This window comes from Bradyrhizobium sp. WBOS07 (assembly GCF_024585165.1).
Taxonomy (GTDB): domain Bacteria; phylum Pseudomonadota; class Alphaproteobacteria; order Rhizobiales; family Xanthobacteraceae; genus Bradyrhizobium; species Bradyrhizobium japonicum_B.
The window spans coordinates 2,691,007-2,705,920 of record NZ_CP029008.1; the positions used below are offsets into that span (position 1 = coordinate 2,691,007).

At 65.2% G+C, this 14,914-nt stretch carries 16 protein-coding genes and 1 pseudogene; 4 read left to right on the plus strand and 13 right to left on the minus strand.

Translation table 11 applies throughout. The features are described 5' to 3' along the window. Window positions 1-32 precede the first annotated feature (32 nt). From DCM79_RS12635 to rpoZ, 8 genes are all read right to left on the minus strand, one after another. Window positions 33-413 (minus strand): hypothetical protein, encoded by a 381-nt coding sequence (locus tag DCM79_RS12635; RefSeq protein WP_028135964.1) that lies wholly within the window; start codon window positions 411-413, stop codon window positions 33-35. A 21-nt stretch (window positions 414-434) separates the two neighbouring features. Next, a complete protein-coding gene (era, locus tag DCM79_RS12640; protein WP_028135963.1) occupies window positions 435-1,361 on the minus strand; it encodes a GTPase Era in 927 nt (308 codons plus the stop codon). After that, entirely contained in the window at window positions 1,351-2,172 is an 822-nt protein-coding gene (gene rnc, locus DCM79_RS12645) for a ribonuclease III (protein ID WP_028135962.1), read from the minus strand. Before rnc ends, era begins: the two co-directional genes overlap by 11 nt. Next, the gene (lepB, locus tag DCM79_RS12650) at window positions 2,169-2,933 is read right to left on the minus strand and encodes a signal peptidase I (RefSeq protein WP_028135961.1); all 765 of its coding nucleotides are present in this window, start codon (window positions 2,931-2,933) and stop codon (window positions 2,169-2,171) included. Before lepB ends, rnc begins: the two co-directional genes overlap by 4 nt. Window positions 2,934-3,182: 249 nt before the next feature. Beyond that, window positions 3,183-3,602: a holo-ACP synthase gene (gene acpS, locus DCM79_RS12655; RefSeq protein WP_028135960.1), complete on the minus strand. Its 420-nt coding sequence runs from the start codon at window positions 3,600-3,602 to the stop codon at window positions 3,183-3,185. Next, window positions 3,599-4,351, minus strand: coding sequence for a pyridoxine 5'-phosphate synthase (locus tag DCM79_RS12660; RefSeq protein ID WP_257180119.1), 753 nt, complete (start codon window positions 4,349-4,351; stop codon window positions 3,599-3,601). The genes acpS and DCM79_RS12660 overlap by 4 nt, the downstream gene beginning before the upstream one ends. Before the next feature lie 45 nt (window positions 4,352-4,396). Beyond that, window positions 4,397-6,682 carry a bifunctional (p)ppGpp synthetase/guanosine-3',5'-bis(diphosphate) 3'-pyrophosphohydrolase gene (locus tag DCM79_RS12665; RefSeq protein WP_257180120.1) on the minus strand — a complete coding sequence of 762 codons (2,286 nt, stop codon included), beginning with the start codon at window positions 6,680-6,682 and terminating at the stop codon, window positions 4,397-4,399. Window positions 6,683-6,886: 204 nt separating this feature from the next. After that, window positions 6,887-7,279: a DNA-directed RNA polymerase subunit omega gene (gene rpoZ / locus DCM79_RS12670; protein ID WP_008133017.1), complete on the minus strand. Its 393-nt coding sequence runs from the start codon at window positions 7,277-7,279 to the stop codon at window positions 6,887-6,889. Between the two features lie 329 nt (window positions 7,280-7,608). Here rpoZ and DCM79_RS12675 point away from each other — a divergent pair, with 329 nt between their 5' ends. After that, window positions 7,609-8,253: an NYN domain-containing protein gene (locus DCM79_RS12675; RefSeq protein ID WP_028135957.1), complete on the plus strand. Its 645-nt coding sequence runs from the start codon at window positions 7,609-7,611 to the stop codon at window positions 8,251-8,253. Further along, on the plus strand, window positions 8,234-8,908 hold the full coding sequence (locus DCM79_RS12680) for a uracil-DNA glycosylase (protein ID WP_257180121.1): 675 nt from the start codon (window positions 8,234-8,236) through the stop codon (window positions 8,906-8,908). The genes DCM79_RS12675 and DCM79_RS12680 overlap by 20 nt, the downstream gene beginning before the upstream one ends. Here the strand turns inward: DCM79_RS12680 and DCM79_RS12685 are convergent. From DCM79_RS12685 to dapA, 4 genes are read right to left on the minus strand one after another with little or no spacing between them, the layout of a single operon-like run. Beyond that, the gene (locus DCM79_RS12685; protein ID WP_257180122.1) at window positions 8,905-9,483 is read right to left on the minus strand and encodes a peroxiredoxin; all 579 of its coding nucleotides are present in this window, start codon (window positions 9,481-9,483) and stop codon (window positions 8,905-8,907) included. The genes DCM79_RS12680 and DCM79_RS12685 overlap by 4 nt on opposite strands. Before the next feature lie 4 nt (window positions 9,484-9,487). Continuing rightward, on the minus strand, window positions 9,488-9,961 hold the full coding sequence (gene smpB, locus DCM79_RS12690; protein ID WP_027530006.1) for an SsrA-binding protein SmpB: 474 nt from the start codon (window positions 9,959-9,961) through the stop codon (window positions 9,488-9,490). Between the two features lie 60 nt (window positions 9,962-10,021). Next, window positions 10,022-10,435: a large conductance mechanosensitive channel protein MscL gene (gene mscL, locus DCM79_RS12695; RefSeq protein WP_028135954.1), complete on the minus strand. Its 414-nt coding sequence runs from the start codon at window positions 10,433-10,435 to the stop codon at window positions 10,022-10,024. Between the two features lie 54 nt (window positions 10,436-10,489). Continuing rightward, complete coding sequence (gene dapA / locus DCM79_RS12700) at window positions 10,490-11,380, minus strand: 4-hydroxy-tetrahydrodipicolinate synthase (protein ID WP_257180123.1); 891 nt, start codon at window positions 11,378-11,380, stop codon at window positions 10,490-10,492. 277 nt (window positions 11,381-11,657) lie between these two features. Here dapA and DCM79_RS12705 point away from each other — a divergent pair. Together DCM79_RS12705 and DCM79_RS12710 are read left to right on the plus strand one after the other, a co-directional pair. Beyond that, window positions 11,658-14,040: pseudogene (locus tag DCM79_RS12705) on the plus strand (lytic transglycosylase domain-containing protein). 129 nt (window positions 14,041-14,169) lie between these two features. Continuing rightward, window positions 14,170-14,442, plus strand: a complete 273-nt coding sequence (locus DCM79_RS12710) for a DUF3551 domain-containing protein (RefSeq protein WP_257180124.1) — start codon at window positions 14,170-14,172, stop codon at window positions 14,440-14,442. 70 nt (window positions 14,443-14,512) lie between these two features. On the opposite strand, the gene DCM79_RS12715 is transcribed toward DCM79_RS12710, so the two are convergent. Continuing rightward, window positions 14,513-14,851, minus strand: a complete 339-nt coding sequence (locus tag DCM79_RS12715; RefSeq protein ID WP_306556661.1) for a DUF3551 domain-containing protein — start codon at window positions 14,849-14,851, stop codon at window positions 14,513-14,515. Between the last annotated feature and the right edge of the window lie 63 nt (window positions 14,852-14,914).

The window sequence follows — 14,914 nt, forward strand, 5'->3', positions numbered from 1 at the left end:
CTACCCGACGCACTACGGCATCGTGCAAGACGCTACGCGTTGAACCAGCCCTGCGCGTCGCCGGTGAAGGAGAAATACAGGCCCATCGTGGTCAGCGCGCAGGACACGATCTCGATGGCGCTGTCGAGCTCGAGGCCCTTCGCGCCGATGATCTGGCCGAGCGAGATCACCGACAGCACGAGCGCTGCTGCCAGCACCCAGCGCGGCCAGTTCCTGCGCTCACGCGCGGCCAGCCGGACGAAATAGAGCAGGAGCAGGATCATGCCGCCGGCGAGCAGGGTCCCCGTCATGATCATCTGCTCGGTCATCTCGGCATTGGGCGTGCGGTCCTGCACCGCCACCGACAAGGCGTCCAGCATCAACGATGCATAGAGCAGCGCTTCGAAGCGCCTGACGTTGCTGGGCACGCTCATCGGATACCGATCTGTTCTTGGTTATTCTCTCGGAAAGTCCAGACCCATCTCGCGGTAGCGATCGGGATCGTCGCCCCAATTCTCGCGCACCTTGACGAACAGGAACAGATGCACCGGCACGTCCAGGATCTGCATCAGCTCCTTCCGGGAGTCCGCGCCGATCGACTTGATGGTGGCGCCGCCCTTGCCGAGCACGATCTTGCGCTGACTTTCGCGCTCGACGAAGATCGTCTGCTCGATGCGCACCGACTTGTCCTTGCGCTCCTCCCACTTATCGGTCTCGACCGTGGACTGGTAGGGCAATTCCTGGTGCAGCTTCTGATAGATCTTCTCGCGCGTGATCTCGGCCGCCAGCTGCCGCATCGGCGCGTCCGACATCTGGTCCTCCGGATAGAGGAACGGACCCGGCGGCACCATCTCGGCGAGCGTCCTGCGGAGATCATCGACGCCGTCGCCGGAGATCGCCGCGATCATGAAGGTGCGCGCGAACTTCATGCGCTCGTTGGCGGCCTGCGCCAGCGCCAGCAGCTTCTCGCGCTGGACCAGGTCGACCTTGTTGATGACCAAAATCTTCTCGTGATTGACGCTGGCAGCCTTGGTGAGGATCGCCTCGGCCTCCTCGTCGATGCCGGTCTTGGCATCGAGCAGCACGCAGACGAGATCGGCGTCATGCGCCCCGCTCCAGGCGGTCGAGACCATGGCGCGGTCGAGCCGCCGCTTCGGCAGGAAGATGCCGGGCGTGTCGACCAGGATGATCTGCGCGTTGTTCTCGATCACGATGCCGCGGATCAGCGCGCGCGTGGTCTGCACCTTGCGCGAGACGATCGTAACCTTGGCGCCGACCAGCGCATTGACCAGCGTGGACTTGCCGACGTTCGGCGCGCCGATCAGCGCGACGAAGCCGCAGCGCGTCGCAACGGGCGCCTCGCCGCTTGCTTCAGCCGTCATTGCTGCCGCCGACGCCTTCGCGTTCGATCATCACCGAAGCTGCCACCTTTTCTGCCGCGCGCTTGCTGCCGCCCACGCCCTCGGCCGGCGCGAGGCCCGGCAGGTCGACGGCGACGCGGAACTGCGGATCGTGATGCGGGCCGGTGCGCTCGACCTCGCGGTAAACCGGCGTCGGCAGTCCCTTGCCTTGCGCCCATTCCTGCAGCACGGTCTTGGGATCGCGTAAGGGACGGCGCGGCTTGTGCATGCGCTCGGTCCAGTTGCGCCTGACGAACTCGGACGCCGCTGCGTAGCCCCCGTCGAGAAAGACGGCGCCGATCACGGCCTCGCAGATGTCGCCGAGGATCGATTTGCGCAGCCGGGCATCGGCGCTGGAGCCGACCGAGCCGAGCTTGATGTCGTCGAGCAGGCCGAGCGACTTGGCGACGTCGGCGCAGCTTTCCTTGCGCACGAGCTCGGCAAGGCGCTTGGAGAGCTCGCCCTCGTCGGCGTTCGGGAAGGCGTGATAGAGCATGTCGGAGACGACGAGCCCGAGCACGTGGTCGCCGAGGAATTCCAGGCGCTGGTAGCTGTCGCCGCGCTTGCGCCCGGACTTCAACGCCGAAACATGCGTGATCGCCTGCATCAGCATGTTCGGATCGGTGAAGCTGTGGCCGATGCGCGCCTCGAGCGCCGCATTCGCATCGGTGCCCTTGGCCTTGCGGCTGCGTGTCCGCTTCTTCTTGGCAGGCGTCTTCGCTGCAGCTTCGCCCTCAGGAGCGGCTTGCGCCTCGGCCGGTTGGATCGGGATGTCCTTGGCTTCGTCTTTCATCGGACGATTTTGAAGAAGCGATTCCAGCGTACTGCCCACGGCCAGCGCCAGAACATCCAGGCATGCTCGCCTTCGGCGATGGAGAAGAAGATCATCTGGGCGCGGCCGATCAGATTTTCCTTCGGCACATAGCCGACCTGGCCGAGAAAGCGGCTATCGGTGGAGTTGTCGCGGTTGTCGCCCATCATGAAGAAATGGCCTGACGGCACGGTGTAGACGTTGGTGTTGTCGACGTAGCCGTTGTCGGCGCAGTCGAGCGTCTCATAGGACACGCCGTTCGGCAGCGTTTCCTTCCAGCGCTTCACCCGGGAGATGCCACCGCCCTCCGAGCCGCAGGGCTCCTCGCCAATATATTCGCTCATCCGCTGCCGCTCGACCGGCGTGTCGTTGATGTAGAGCAGCCCGTCCCGCATCTGGATGCGGTCGCCGGGCAGGCCGATCACGCGCTTGATGTAATCGGTGGAATCGTCCTTGGGCAGGCGAAACACGACGATGTCGCCGCGGTCCGGGTCCGAGCCCCAGATCCGCCCAGAGAACAGCGGCGGCGAGAACGGAATCGAATAATGGCTGTAGCCGTAGGAATATTTCGAGACGAACAGATAGTCGCCGACCAGCAGCGTCGCCTTCATCGAGCCGGACGGGATGTTGAAGGGTTGGAACAGGAAGGTTCGGATCACCAGCGCGATCAGGAGAGCGTGGATCACGACCCGGATCGTTTCGCCGACGCCGCTCTCAGTTTTCGTTCCCGAAGTCACGCTCATTGCTCTCTCAATTCCGGCCGGCGATCACAGAGCGCCCTCCTCCCGCGAACAGCCCACCGGTTCGCGGCGCAAGGAGATTGTCCTGATTCTGACAGTGAGGGCCAATTCCGGCGTAAAGCCGAACTCGCCCAGGCTGATTTGCGTCCGCGGACTTTTAGACGGTTGTCGGAGGCCACGCAATCAAGGATCGCATCAAAACAGGATAAGATATTGATTTACAACGAAAATCGTAAAATCAACGACGCCGCGTCAGGGTTTCGGCAGCGGCACGGCGGAAATGATGACGAAGGCCTGCGCCAGCGGCCAGTCGTCGGTGATCGACACGTCGATCCGGGCCTCGAAGCCATCAGGCGTCAGGGCCTGGAGCCGGGCCAGGGCGCCGCCGGTCAGCTGCATGGTCGGCCGCCCGCCCGGCAGGTTGACCACCCCCATGTCGCGCCACCAGACGCCGCGCCGGATCCCGGTGCCGAGCGCCTTGGAGCAGGCCTCCTTGGCGGCGAAGCGCTTGGCGTAGGTCGCCACCACCATCTTCTCGTTCTTGGCGCGGCGCTCCGCCTTGGCCCGCTCCGCCGCGGTGAAGACGCGGTCGAGGAAGCGCTCGCCATGGCGCTCGATCACCTTGGCGACGCGGGTGATGTCGATCAGGTCGGAGCCGATGCCGATGATCATGCCCGGCTCCGGCCGCGGTCCATGGCCGCGCGCATGCGGCGCACCGTCTCGGCCAGCCCCACGAACAGCGCTTCGCCGATCATGTAATAGCCGATGTTGAGCTCCATGATCTCAGGCAGGGCCGCGATCGTCTCCGCGGTCGCGTAGTCGAGCCCGTGCCCGGCGTGGACCTCGAGCCCTGCGGCCTTGGCCAGCTTCACGCCCGCCACGATCCGATGCCATTCGGCCTCGGCCTTGGCGCTGCGGCCGTCGACCATTGCGTCGCACCAGGCGCCGGTGTGGATCTCGATCACGGGCGCGCGCAGCTGCGCCGCCATCTCGATCTGGGCGGGATCGGCGGCGATGAACAGCGAGACCCGGATGCCGGCATCGCTCAGCCGCGCGATATTGGGCGCGAGCGCGTTGCGCTGGCCGACCACATCCAGCCCGCCTTCGGTGGTCACCTCCTGCCGGCGCTCCGGCACCAGGCACACCGCATGCGGCCTGGTCGCGAGCGAGATGCGCATCATGTCGTCGGTCGCCGCCATCTCGAAATTGAGCGGCTTGGAGATCTCGGCCTTCAGCCGCGCCATGTCCTCGTCGCGGATGTGCCGGCGGTCCTCGCGCAAATGGGCGGTGATGCCGTCGGCGCCGGCCTCAATCGCCAGCAGCGCCGCCCGCACCGGATCGGGATGGCGGCCGCCGCGCGCGTTGCGCACGGTTGCGACGTGATCGATATTGACACCGAGGCGAAGCTTCGAAGCGGGCATTTCAGGACTCACGAAATCGGAGGGAACGGCGCATGCGAGATGCGCCTAGCCATTAACACGTTCGACTTTGGCGACGACCGCCTTGGCGCGCAGCTGGGCCAGGATCGCGCTCAAATGCTTCAGATCGTAGACTTCGAGATCGATCGTCGTTTCCGTGAAGTCCGGTGAGCGGCGCTGCATGCTGATGTTGTCGATGTTGCCGTCGTGCTCGGCGATCACGGTCGCGATCTGCGCCAGCGCGCCGGGCTCGTTGACGTTCTCGACCTTGATGCGCGCCGGGAAGCGCTGCGGCGCAGAATCCTCGATGTCCCAGCGGACGTCGAGCCAGCGCTCCGGCTCCTCCTCGAAATCCTTCAGGGCCGGCGCCTGGATCGGGTAGATCGTGATGCCCTCGCCCGGCGTGACGATGCCGACGATGCGATCGCCCGGCACCGCGCCGCCGTTCGGCGCGAACTTGATCGGCAGATCGGAATTGATGCCGCGGATCGGAATCGCGACCGGGCTGCGCGGCTGCTCCGAGGACTTCTCCTTGAGCTTGGCGGCAAGCCCCTTCTTGACGCCGTAGCGCGCGATGCGCTCCTCCTTGTAGTCGGGGTACATCGCACGTGCGACGTGGGAGGCCTTGATCTCGCCGCGCCCCACGGCCGCCATCACGTCCTCGATCGAGGTCCGCGCGAGCCGCGGCAGTGCGCCCTTCAGCTTATCGTCGGCATATTCGATCTTGGCGCGCTCGAACAGGCGCTCGACGATGCGCCGGCCAAGACCGGCATATTGATCGCGCACCGCGGTTCGCGTGGCGCGGCGGATCGCGGCACGCGCCTTGCCGGTGATCGCGAGCGTCTCCCAGGCCGATGGCGGCGCCGATTGCGCCTCCGAGGTCAGCACCTCGACCTCGTCGCCGTTCTGCAGCTCCGAGGACAGCGGCGCGAACTGACCGTTGATCTTGCAGCCGACCGCGCTGTTGCCGACGTCGGTATGCACGGCATAGGCGAAGTCGATCACGTTGGCGTGGCGCGGCAGCGCGATCAGCTTGCCCTTCGGGGTGAAGCAGAACACCTGGTCGTGGAACAGCTCGAGCTTGGTATGCTCGAGGAATTCCTCCGGATTGGCGCTCTCCGAGAGGATGCCGATGGTGTGGCGCAGCCAGGCGAACGCGGTGGACTCGCGCTTGAGGAATTCGGTCGGCGACCCCACGCCTTCCTTGTAGAAGACGTGCGCGGCAATGCCGCGCTCGGCGATCTGGTCCATCGCCTCGGTGCGGATCTGCAGCTCGACGCGCTGGTTGCCGGGCCCGATCACCGTGGTGTGGATCGAGCGATAGTCGTTCTGCTTCGGTGTCGAGATGTAGTCCTTGAAGCGCCCCGGCACGACCGGCCAGGTGGTGTGGACGATGCCGAGCGCGCGATAGCAGGACTCGATGTCGTTGACGACGAGGCGGAAGCCGAAGATGTCGGACAATTGCTCGAAGCCGACCGACTTGCGCTCCATCTTGGTCCAGATCGAGAACGGCTTCTTGCGGCGGCCGTAGACCCGCGCCCCCAGGCCCCTGTGGCGCAGATTGTTGGAGAGCTGGTCCTCGATCTCGCCGATCAGGTTGCGGTTGCGTTCGGCGAGCGCGTCGAGGCGCTGCATCACCACCGAATAGGCTTCGGGATCGAGGGTGCGGAAGGACAGATCCTCCAGCTCCTCGCGCATTTCCTGCATGCCCATGCGCCCCGCGAGCGGCGCATAGATGTCGAGCGTCTCCTCGGCGATGCGCCTTCGCGATTCCGTCGGCACGAAATCCAGCGTGCGCATGTTGTGCAGACGGTCGGCGAGCTTGACCAGAAGCACGCGGACATCATCGGCAATGGCCAGCAGCAATTTGCGCAGATTCTCGGCCTGCTTGGCCTCCCGCGACACCAGCTCGAGCCGCTTCAGCTTGGTCAGGCCCTCGACCAGCGCGCCGATCTCCGGCCCGAAAATCTGGTCGATCTCGGCCCGCGTCGCCTCGGTGTCCTCGATCGTGTCGTGGAGCAGCGCCGCCACGATGGTGGCGTCGTCGAGCTTCAGGTCGGTGAGAATCGCCGCGACTTCGAGCGGGTGCGAGAAATACGGATCGCCCGAGGCGCGGGTCTGCGAACCATGCGCCTTCATGGCGTAGACATAGGCGCGATTCAGCAGGTCTTCGTTGGTGTTGGGATTGTAGGACCTGACGCGCTCGACGAGGTCATATTGACGCATCATGCGCGCGCGCGGCTTGGCCGGGCGCGCGACCGGCGCAGTCGGGGCCACGGCAACCGATTCGGTTGCGGCCTGCATCTGCGTGGATCTGCGGCGCCGATATACCATTCCGTCCTGCCTTCAAGCGGGCCTGGGCCGGCCCCTTGTATACATCTTAGCTCCGATCGCGCTTGCGTCCGATCAATTCAGTGACAGGGCGCAGCGCCGACCCAACGCTATGGTAACCACGAAAACGTCAACAAAAGCAAAGGCCCGAACGACGGTTCGGGCCTTCGATCAGATCACAAGAAGTCGACGATCGCGACGGACGATTTACTCGTCCTCCTCGGGCTGCTCCTCGGGCGGCGCAAGGCCTTCGAGACCCTTCAGGAGCTCCTCTTCGGTCATGCGCTCGACGGCGACTTCGGTATCGTCCGCATCGACGCTCGCACCCGCGGAACCGATCAGCGGCACCGTATCCGGCTCGGGCTCGTCGACCTCGACGAACTTCTGCAGCGAGTGCACCAGCTCCTCGCGCAGGTCCTCCGGCGAAATGGTCGTGTCCGCAATTTCGCGCAAAGACACAACAGGGTTCTTGTCGTTATCGCGGTCAACCGTTAGTTGTGAACCGGACGAGATCATGCGGGCACGGTGGGCGGCCAGCAGGACCAGGTCAAACCGGTTGTCGACCTTGTCGATACAATCTTCTACGGTGACGCGAGCCATGGACTGTCGCTCCGTTGTGGGTGGGACGAAATATGTGGATGATTGGGGCTAGTTATAGGGGCCGGGGCGGTTTCGCAAGGCCAATTTGTGATTTGGCCTCGCCAAACGGCTCTGCTACCCCCACATTGGGGTTGGGATGGGTGGTTTCCCGGGTTGCCATCAAGGGTAGCGCCGGGTGTATGCAAGTCCGTCATAACTATACCTTGATTGCCCCGACTTCTCCGGATTTGCGGTTTCGACGGGTCTGAGCGGCACTCTGGAAACGCGCGGCTTGCTGTCGCCGCGCCAACAATAAAACGATCAAACACGAACACTACGCGAGCAACTGAATGTCACCTTCTCCTACCAACAAGATCGCGCTCTTCATCGACGGGGCCAATCTCTACGCGACGGCGAAAACTCTGGGCTTCGACATCGACTACAAGCGCCTGCTGAAGGAGTTTCAGGGCCGCGGGACGCTGCTCCGGGCGTTCTACTACACCGCCATCATCGAGGATCAGGAATATTCCTCGATCCGCCCGCTGATCGACTGGCTGGACTACAACGGCTACACCGTCGTCACCAAGGCGACCAAGGAGTTCATCGACGCCTCCGGCCGCCGCAAGGTCAAGGGCAACATGGACATCGAGCTCGCCGTGGATGCCATGGAGCTCGCCGAGCACATCGACCAGATGGTGCTGTTCTCCGGCGACGGCGACTTCCGCTCCCTGGTCGAGGCCGTGCAGCGCCGCGGCGTGCGGGTCACGGTGATCTCGACCATCGCCAGCCAGCCGCCGATGATCGCCGACGAGCTGCGCCGCCAGGCCGACGTCTTCACCGACCTCGTCGAGCTGCAGTCCAAGCTCGGCCGTGATCCGTCCGAACGCCCCGCCCCGCGCGACCGCGGCGAGCGCGAGGCCCGCCACCACGCCCCGCAATTCCTCCAGCGCGCAACCACGATGGCGCCGAGGGGCGATGACGACTTCGAGGAGTGAGGCGGCTCGGCCGAGCCGCCAGTCTCCCACCGTCGTTCCCGACCGCGATTGCCCGCTCTGTCCGCGCCTGGTTGCCTTTCGCGAGGCAAACCGCGCGCGCGAGCCCTTGTGGCACAATGCGCCGGTGGCCCCCTTCGGCGACATCAAGGCGCGCCTCCTGATCGTCGGCCTCGCGCCGGGGATGCAGGGCGCCAACCGGACGGGACGGCCGTTCACCGGCGATTATGCCGGCGACCTGCTCTACGCCACGCTGCTCGAATACGGCTTCGCCAGGGGTACCTACCAGGCGCGTCCCGATGACGGCCTGAAGCTGATCGACTGTCGGATCGCCAATGCCGTGCATTGCGTGCCGCCGCAGAACAAGCCGCTACCGGCGGAGATCAACACCTGCCGGCGGTTCCTGGTCGCCAATCTCGAGACGATGCCGAAGTTGCGCGCGATCATCGCGCTCGGCCGAATTGCGCACGACAGCGTGCTCAAGCCGCTGAAGCTGAAGGCTTCCGAGGCCCCGTTCGGCCATGGCGCCGTGCACCAGGCCGGCGCATTCAAGCTCTACGACAGCTACCATTGCTCGCGCTACAACACGAACACCGGCGTGCTGACGCCGGACATGTTCCGCAGCGTGTTCGCGAAGGTGAAGGCGGACCTGGATTAGCTCCTGGGGTTGGCCTTGAGCCAGTCCAGCACGTCGCCGGCGTTCCGGTCGGGCGGAAACACGGGATAGAAGACGTGCGTGATACTGGCGTCGTCGATGATCAGCGCGAGGCGCCTGATCAGCGTGAGGCCCGCGACCTCCATGGTCGGCAGCTTCAGCGCGCGCGTCAGCGCCAGCTTCTCGTCCGACAGCACGGGGAACGGCAGATGCAGCCGTGAGGCCATCTCGGTCTGGTAGGCGTTGCTCTGGGTCGAGAGGCCGAACACGTGGGCAGCGCCGGCGGCCTTCAGTTCGGCGAACAGGTCGCGAAACGCGCAGGTCTGCGGCGTGCAACCGCGCGCGCCTGGAATCATGTCCCAATCATCGACCAGCGCGATCTTGCCGGGCTCGCCGGTGCGCGGATAGGCGAACACCACGGTCCGGCCGCGCAGCGCCGACAGGCTCACTGAGGTGTCGTTGGTCGCGAGCAGGCCGATCGGCGGCACCACCATGCCGGTGAGATGCGCGGCCGCGCCGTCATCGACCGGTGCGGGAATCCGGCTCCAATCGACCTCGAGCAGGTTCCGCTGGGTCATCTCGTCAGCCCCTCGCCCGCATCAGGCGCCCCTTCTCCCGGCTCCAATCGCGCTTCTTCTCGGTCTCGCGCTTGTCGTGCAGCTTCTTGCCCTTTGCAACCGCCAGCTGCAATTTGGCGCGGCCACGCTCGTTGAAATAGAGCTTGAGCGGGATCAGCGTCATGCCCTCGCGGTCGACCGCGCCCATCAGCTTGTTGATCTGCCGGCGATGGAGCAGCAGTTTTCGCGGCCGTTTGGGCTCATGGTTGAAGCGATTGCCCTGGAGATATTCGGGAATGGTGGCGTTGATCAGCCAGATCTCGCCGTCCTTGGAATCGGCGTAGGATTCCGCGATCGTGCTCTTGCCGTTGCGGATCGACTTGACCTCGGTGCCGGTCAGCGCAATGCCCGCCTCGATCGTGTCCTCGATCGCATAGTTGAAGCGGGCCTTGCGATTTTCCGCCATGACCTTGATTGGACGTTCGTTTTTATCGGCCATGAGAGGACAAACCCGATCGAGATGCGCAGCAAGGCTAACAGTTTGGATGAAGCGCGCGCGTCACTTCTTGAGGAGGTCGCGGATCTCGGTCAGCAGTTCGACCTCGGCCGACGGCTTCGGCGGCGCGGCGGGCGCGGCCTCCTCCTTGCGCTTCAGCGTGTTCATGGCGCGGATCACCAGGAACAACACGAAGGCAACGATGATGAAGTTGATCGTCAGCGTCAGGAAGCTGCCGTAAGCAAGGACGGCGCCTTGCTTTTTCGCATCAGCTAAGTTGGTGGCTGTGACCGCCTTCGACAAGGGGGCGAAGTAGTTCGAGAAGTCGAGGCCACCGGTGACGGCGCCGATGATCGGCATGATGATGTCACCGACCAGCGACGTGACGATGGCGCCGAAGGCCGCGCCGATGATGACGCCGACCGCGAGATCGACGACATTGCCCTTCATGGCGAATTCGCGGAACTCCGTGAGCATCCGCCTGCCCTTGTCGTCGACGCTCATGAACGGCCTCCCCGATTGGTCAACCCATCAGTTGATCAGCCCAGCGTGCACCATGGCGCTGCGCACCGCAACGCGCGTCGGCTCGCTGACCGGCACCATCGGCAAGCGCAGCGACTCGTCCAGCTTGCCGAGCAGCGACATCGCATACTTGATCGGTGCCGGATTGCTCTCGATGAAGAGGTTGTTGTGCAGCGGCATCAGCTTGTCGTGGATCGCCAGCGCCGCCTTGGTGTCGCCCTTCTGCCAGGCGGCGTGAAACTCCGAGCACAGGCGCGGCGCGACGTTCGAGGTCACTGAGATGCAGCCGTGGCCGCCATGCGCCATGTAGCCGATGATGGTGGCGTCCTCGCCGGAGAGCTGGTTGAAGTCCTCGCCCATCGCCGCGCGCTGCTGCGACACCCGCACCATGCTGGCGGTGGCATCCTTGACGCCGGCGATGTTCTTCAGCTCCCACAGCCGCTTCATGGTGTCGACCGACATGTCGATCACCGAGCGCGGCGGGATGTTGTAGATGATGATCGGAATCCCGATCGCGTCGTTGATCGCCTTGAAGTGCTGGTACATGCCTTCCTGGGTCGGCTTGTTGTAGTAGGGCGTCACCACCAGCACGGCGTCCGCGCCCGCCTTCTCGGCGTGCTGGGAGAGCTCGACCGCCTCCTTGGTCGAGTTGGAGCCGGCGCCCGCGATGACAGGCACGCGGCCCTTGGCTTCAGCGATGCACCACTCGACCACCTTCTTGTGCTCGTCATGGCTGAGCGTCGGGCTCTCGCCGGTGGTGCCGACCGGGACCAGGCCGTTGGTGCCTTCCGAGATCTGCCAGTTGACCAGCGAGCGGAACGCGGCCTCGTCCAGCGAACCGTTCTTGAACGGGGTGACCAAGGCGGTGAACGACCCCCGGAATTTCGTCTTGGCTGCCATGGACTTCCTCCGTACGCGGCGATCTCGAGCAAGCGCCATTCATATCGGGTCTGTCCCGCCGGTAAAAGACCCGCTGCCGAGTGACGCACCGTTTAGGCCGCGATTTTGCCGCGGTGATGGTGCAAATCGGTCCGAGGTAAGCGGCTGTTGGTATTTTGTCCGCATATTCAATCAAATACAGCTAGATCTTGAGCCACTTGACTGATTCGGGGCGACGATACCCGTGACCTCATTCCCTCGTGCCGCCTGGCGGTCCACCGGCCTCGTCCTGTGCCTGATGGCAGGGCTGTCGGTAGGATGTGCCGCCCTGGCCAAGTCCAATGAGACGCCTGCAGAAACCGCAAAGCCGGCCGCCAAGGACGCATCCAAGGATGCAGCCAAGGGCTCGTCCAAGGACACCAAAGGATCCGGCAAGGACGCGGCCAAGGATACAGCCAAGGGCGCGGGCAAGGGCGCGGCTGCCGCGCCGGCCAAGGACGCCGTGAAGAAGCCGGCCAAGGACGCTGGCAAGAGCGCCGGGAAAGACGCGGCGAAGGACAAGCCCAAGCCCGCCCCAACGGCTGCTGCAACGCCTGCCGCAGCGGCGCCTGCGCCGAAAGCACATCCGGCTGCCGGCGGTTCCCCTCCGAAAGCAGCCCCCGCGACGGCCGCGGTCAAACCTTCCGCCCCTCCCCGCCCCCGTACTGGCTCCGGCGACCCGCCAGCATGCGACCCCGCGCAAGCCGGTCGTCCCGGCCGCGGTCGCAGCGACGTCGTCGACGTCGCAGGGCGACAAGGAGACGCTGGAGAGCGTGATCGAACTGGTGCGCAAGCGCAAGGCGGCCGACGCCACCAATGCGGCGGCCGGCATCTCGGATCCGGTCGCGCGCAAGCTCGCGGAATGGATCATCCTGCGCAGCGAGGACAACGGCGCGAGCGTGGAGCGCTACCGCGCCTTCCTCTCCGCCAATCCGAGCTGGCCGTCGCAGACCTTCCTGCGCCGGCGCCTCGAAGCTGCGATGTGGGACGACAGGCGCGACGATTCCGTAGCGTGGTCGTGGTTCGAGCACGAGTCTCCGATCTCCGCCAAGGGCCGCTTCATGCTCGCCAAGGCGATGCTGTCGCGCGGCGACCGCGCCAATGCCGAGCGGCTGGTGCGCGAGGCCTGGCGCAGCGATCCGATGTCGGAGGACACCGAGAACAACGCGCTTGACCAGTTCGGCGCCCTGCTGTCGCCGGGCGACCAGAAGGCGCGGATGGACACCCTGCTCTACGGCAGCGAGAACGAGGCCGCGCTGCGCGCCGCAAAGCGCCTCGGCGCCGGCTATGTCGCGCTCGCCAAGGCCCGCATCGCCGCGGTCAAGAAAGCGCCGAACGCGCGCGCGCTGCTCGACGCGGTGCCGCGCGAGCTGCACAACGATCCCGGCTTCCTCTTCAGCAAGATCCAGCTGCTGCGCCGCGAGGAGAAGTTTGCCGAGGCGGCCCAGCTGATGCTGTCGGCGCCGAAGGATCCGGGCCGCCTCCACAATCTCGACGAATGGTGGATCGAGCGGCGCCTTTTGGCGCGCAAGATGATCGACACCGAGGAATTCCGCAGCGCCTATCTGATCGCGCGCGATGCCGCGCTGCCCTCGCGCGACATCTACAAGACCGAGCAGGAGTTCACCGCCGGGTGGATCGCGCTGCGCTTCCTCAACGATCCCGCCGCCGCCGCGCAGCATTTCGCCCGCATCGGCGTCGGCAGCGTCAATCCGACCGCGTTGGCGCGCGCCGGCTATTGGCAGGGCCGCGCCGCGGAAGCGATGGGTCGTCAGCAGGAGGCGCGCAACGCCTATGCGCGCGCTGCCGAGCAATCGACCAGCTATTACGGCCAGCTCGCGCGGGCCAAGCTCGGCCTGCCGCAGATCGAGCTCAACAATCCGCCGCGTGGCCGCGGCGCCGACCGGCTGGAGATCGTCCGCGCTGCGCATCTGCTGTACGAGCTCGACGAGCGCGAGATGGCGATACCGCTGCTGGCCGACATGGGCGAGAACGGCGATCCCGAAGCGCTCGCCGGCCTCGGCGAGCTCACCCAACGCTACAGCGACGCGCGCGGCATGCTCCTGCTCGGCAAGGCTGCGCTCAACCGCGGCCTGCCGTTCGACTTCTACGCCTACCCCGTCAACGGCATTCCGCAGTTCACGCCGATCGGCCCCGAGGTCGAGCGCAGCATCATCTACGCCATCGCGCGGCAGGAAAGCGCATTCAACCCACGCGTGGTTTCACCGGCGCAGGCCTACGGGCTGATGCAGGTGACGCCGGACGCTGCCCGCTACGTCTGCAAGCGCCACGGCGCCACTTACGATCTGGGCCGGCTGAAGAACGATTCGGTCTACAACGCCACGCTCGGCTCGGCCGAGCTCGGCGGACTGCTCGAGGATTACCGCGGCTCCTACATCATGACGTTTGCGGCCTACAATGCCGGTCGCGGCAGCGTGAAGAAGTGGGTCGAACGCTACGGCGATCCGCGCAACCCGAAGGTGGACGCGGTCGACTGGGTGGAGCTGATTCCGTTCTCCGAAACGCGCAATTACGTGCAGCGGATCATGGAGAACCTCCAGGTCTACCGCGCCCGTTTCGGCGGCGGCACGCGCTTGCAGATCGAGGCCGATCTGCGTCGCGGCGCCGCAAGCGTGGAATAGCACGCATCCAGGTCGCGGTGCTGCAGGCGTTCGGCATGATTCCATGACAGTCCCGATCACGTTGCCATATAATTGGAACCGGCATTGCCACCCATCGGTTGGTAGGCTCTACAAACCTGGAGACGTGTCATGTTGCGCATAGTCGGTGCATTCGCGATCGCGGCCGTGTTCTTGTCCGCTCTTCCCGGCGGTAGCTCGACTGCTTACGGCAAGAACCGCCAGCAACCCCGGCAGGCGGAGGCCATTCAGGATCGCTATTGCCTGCAGGGGCGGCGTTGGGGCTATCCCGGCAACTGCCAGTTCTCCACTTACGCCCAGTGCATGGCGACCGCGTCAGGCACGATCGATGCCTGCGGGCTGAACCCCACCTATGCCTTCCGGGAGGGGAGAGGTGCAAGATAGTCGTCTGACCGCGCTCTCCTGAGAGTGCGCAGGCACGCTCAGACCCGCCCCCGACCTTAGGATCCGATCGCTACCACATTCTGTCGGGGGCGGATCGGCGGTGAGATGGGCGGGCTGACGTCGGCGGGGACCTATAGGGATTGGTCAGGCACATCGCCGGCAATCCCAGCGCGGAAGCCTTGCACTCCTCCCAGGTCCGGTAGCTACAGTAGATCCTGCTGCTGCCGCCCCACTCCCATTGCTGGAGGCATACGGGGTAGTTCGAGTCCACGGGTGCGGCAGCGGCCGGCGCGAATACCGGCGTGACCACAGCAACCATCGATGTCGCGGCGAGCACGCTCAGCATCCGTCTCCAGATCGTCGAAATGTTCATGGTCGGAAGCTCCTTGTGCCGGCTCTCGAGCAACATCGCGCTATCGCGCAATCCACCATTTAGGTAATCGGTGCACTGCCCGCAAATAAAAACCCCGGC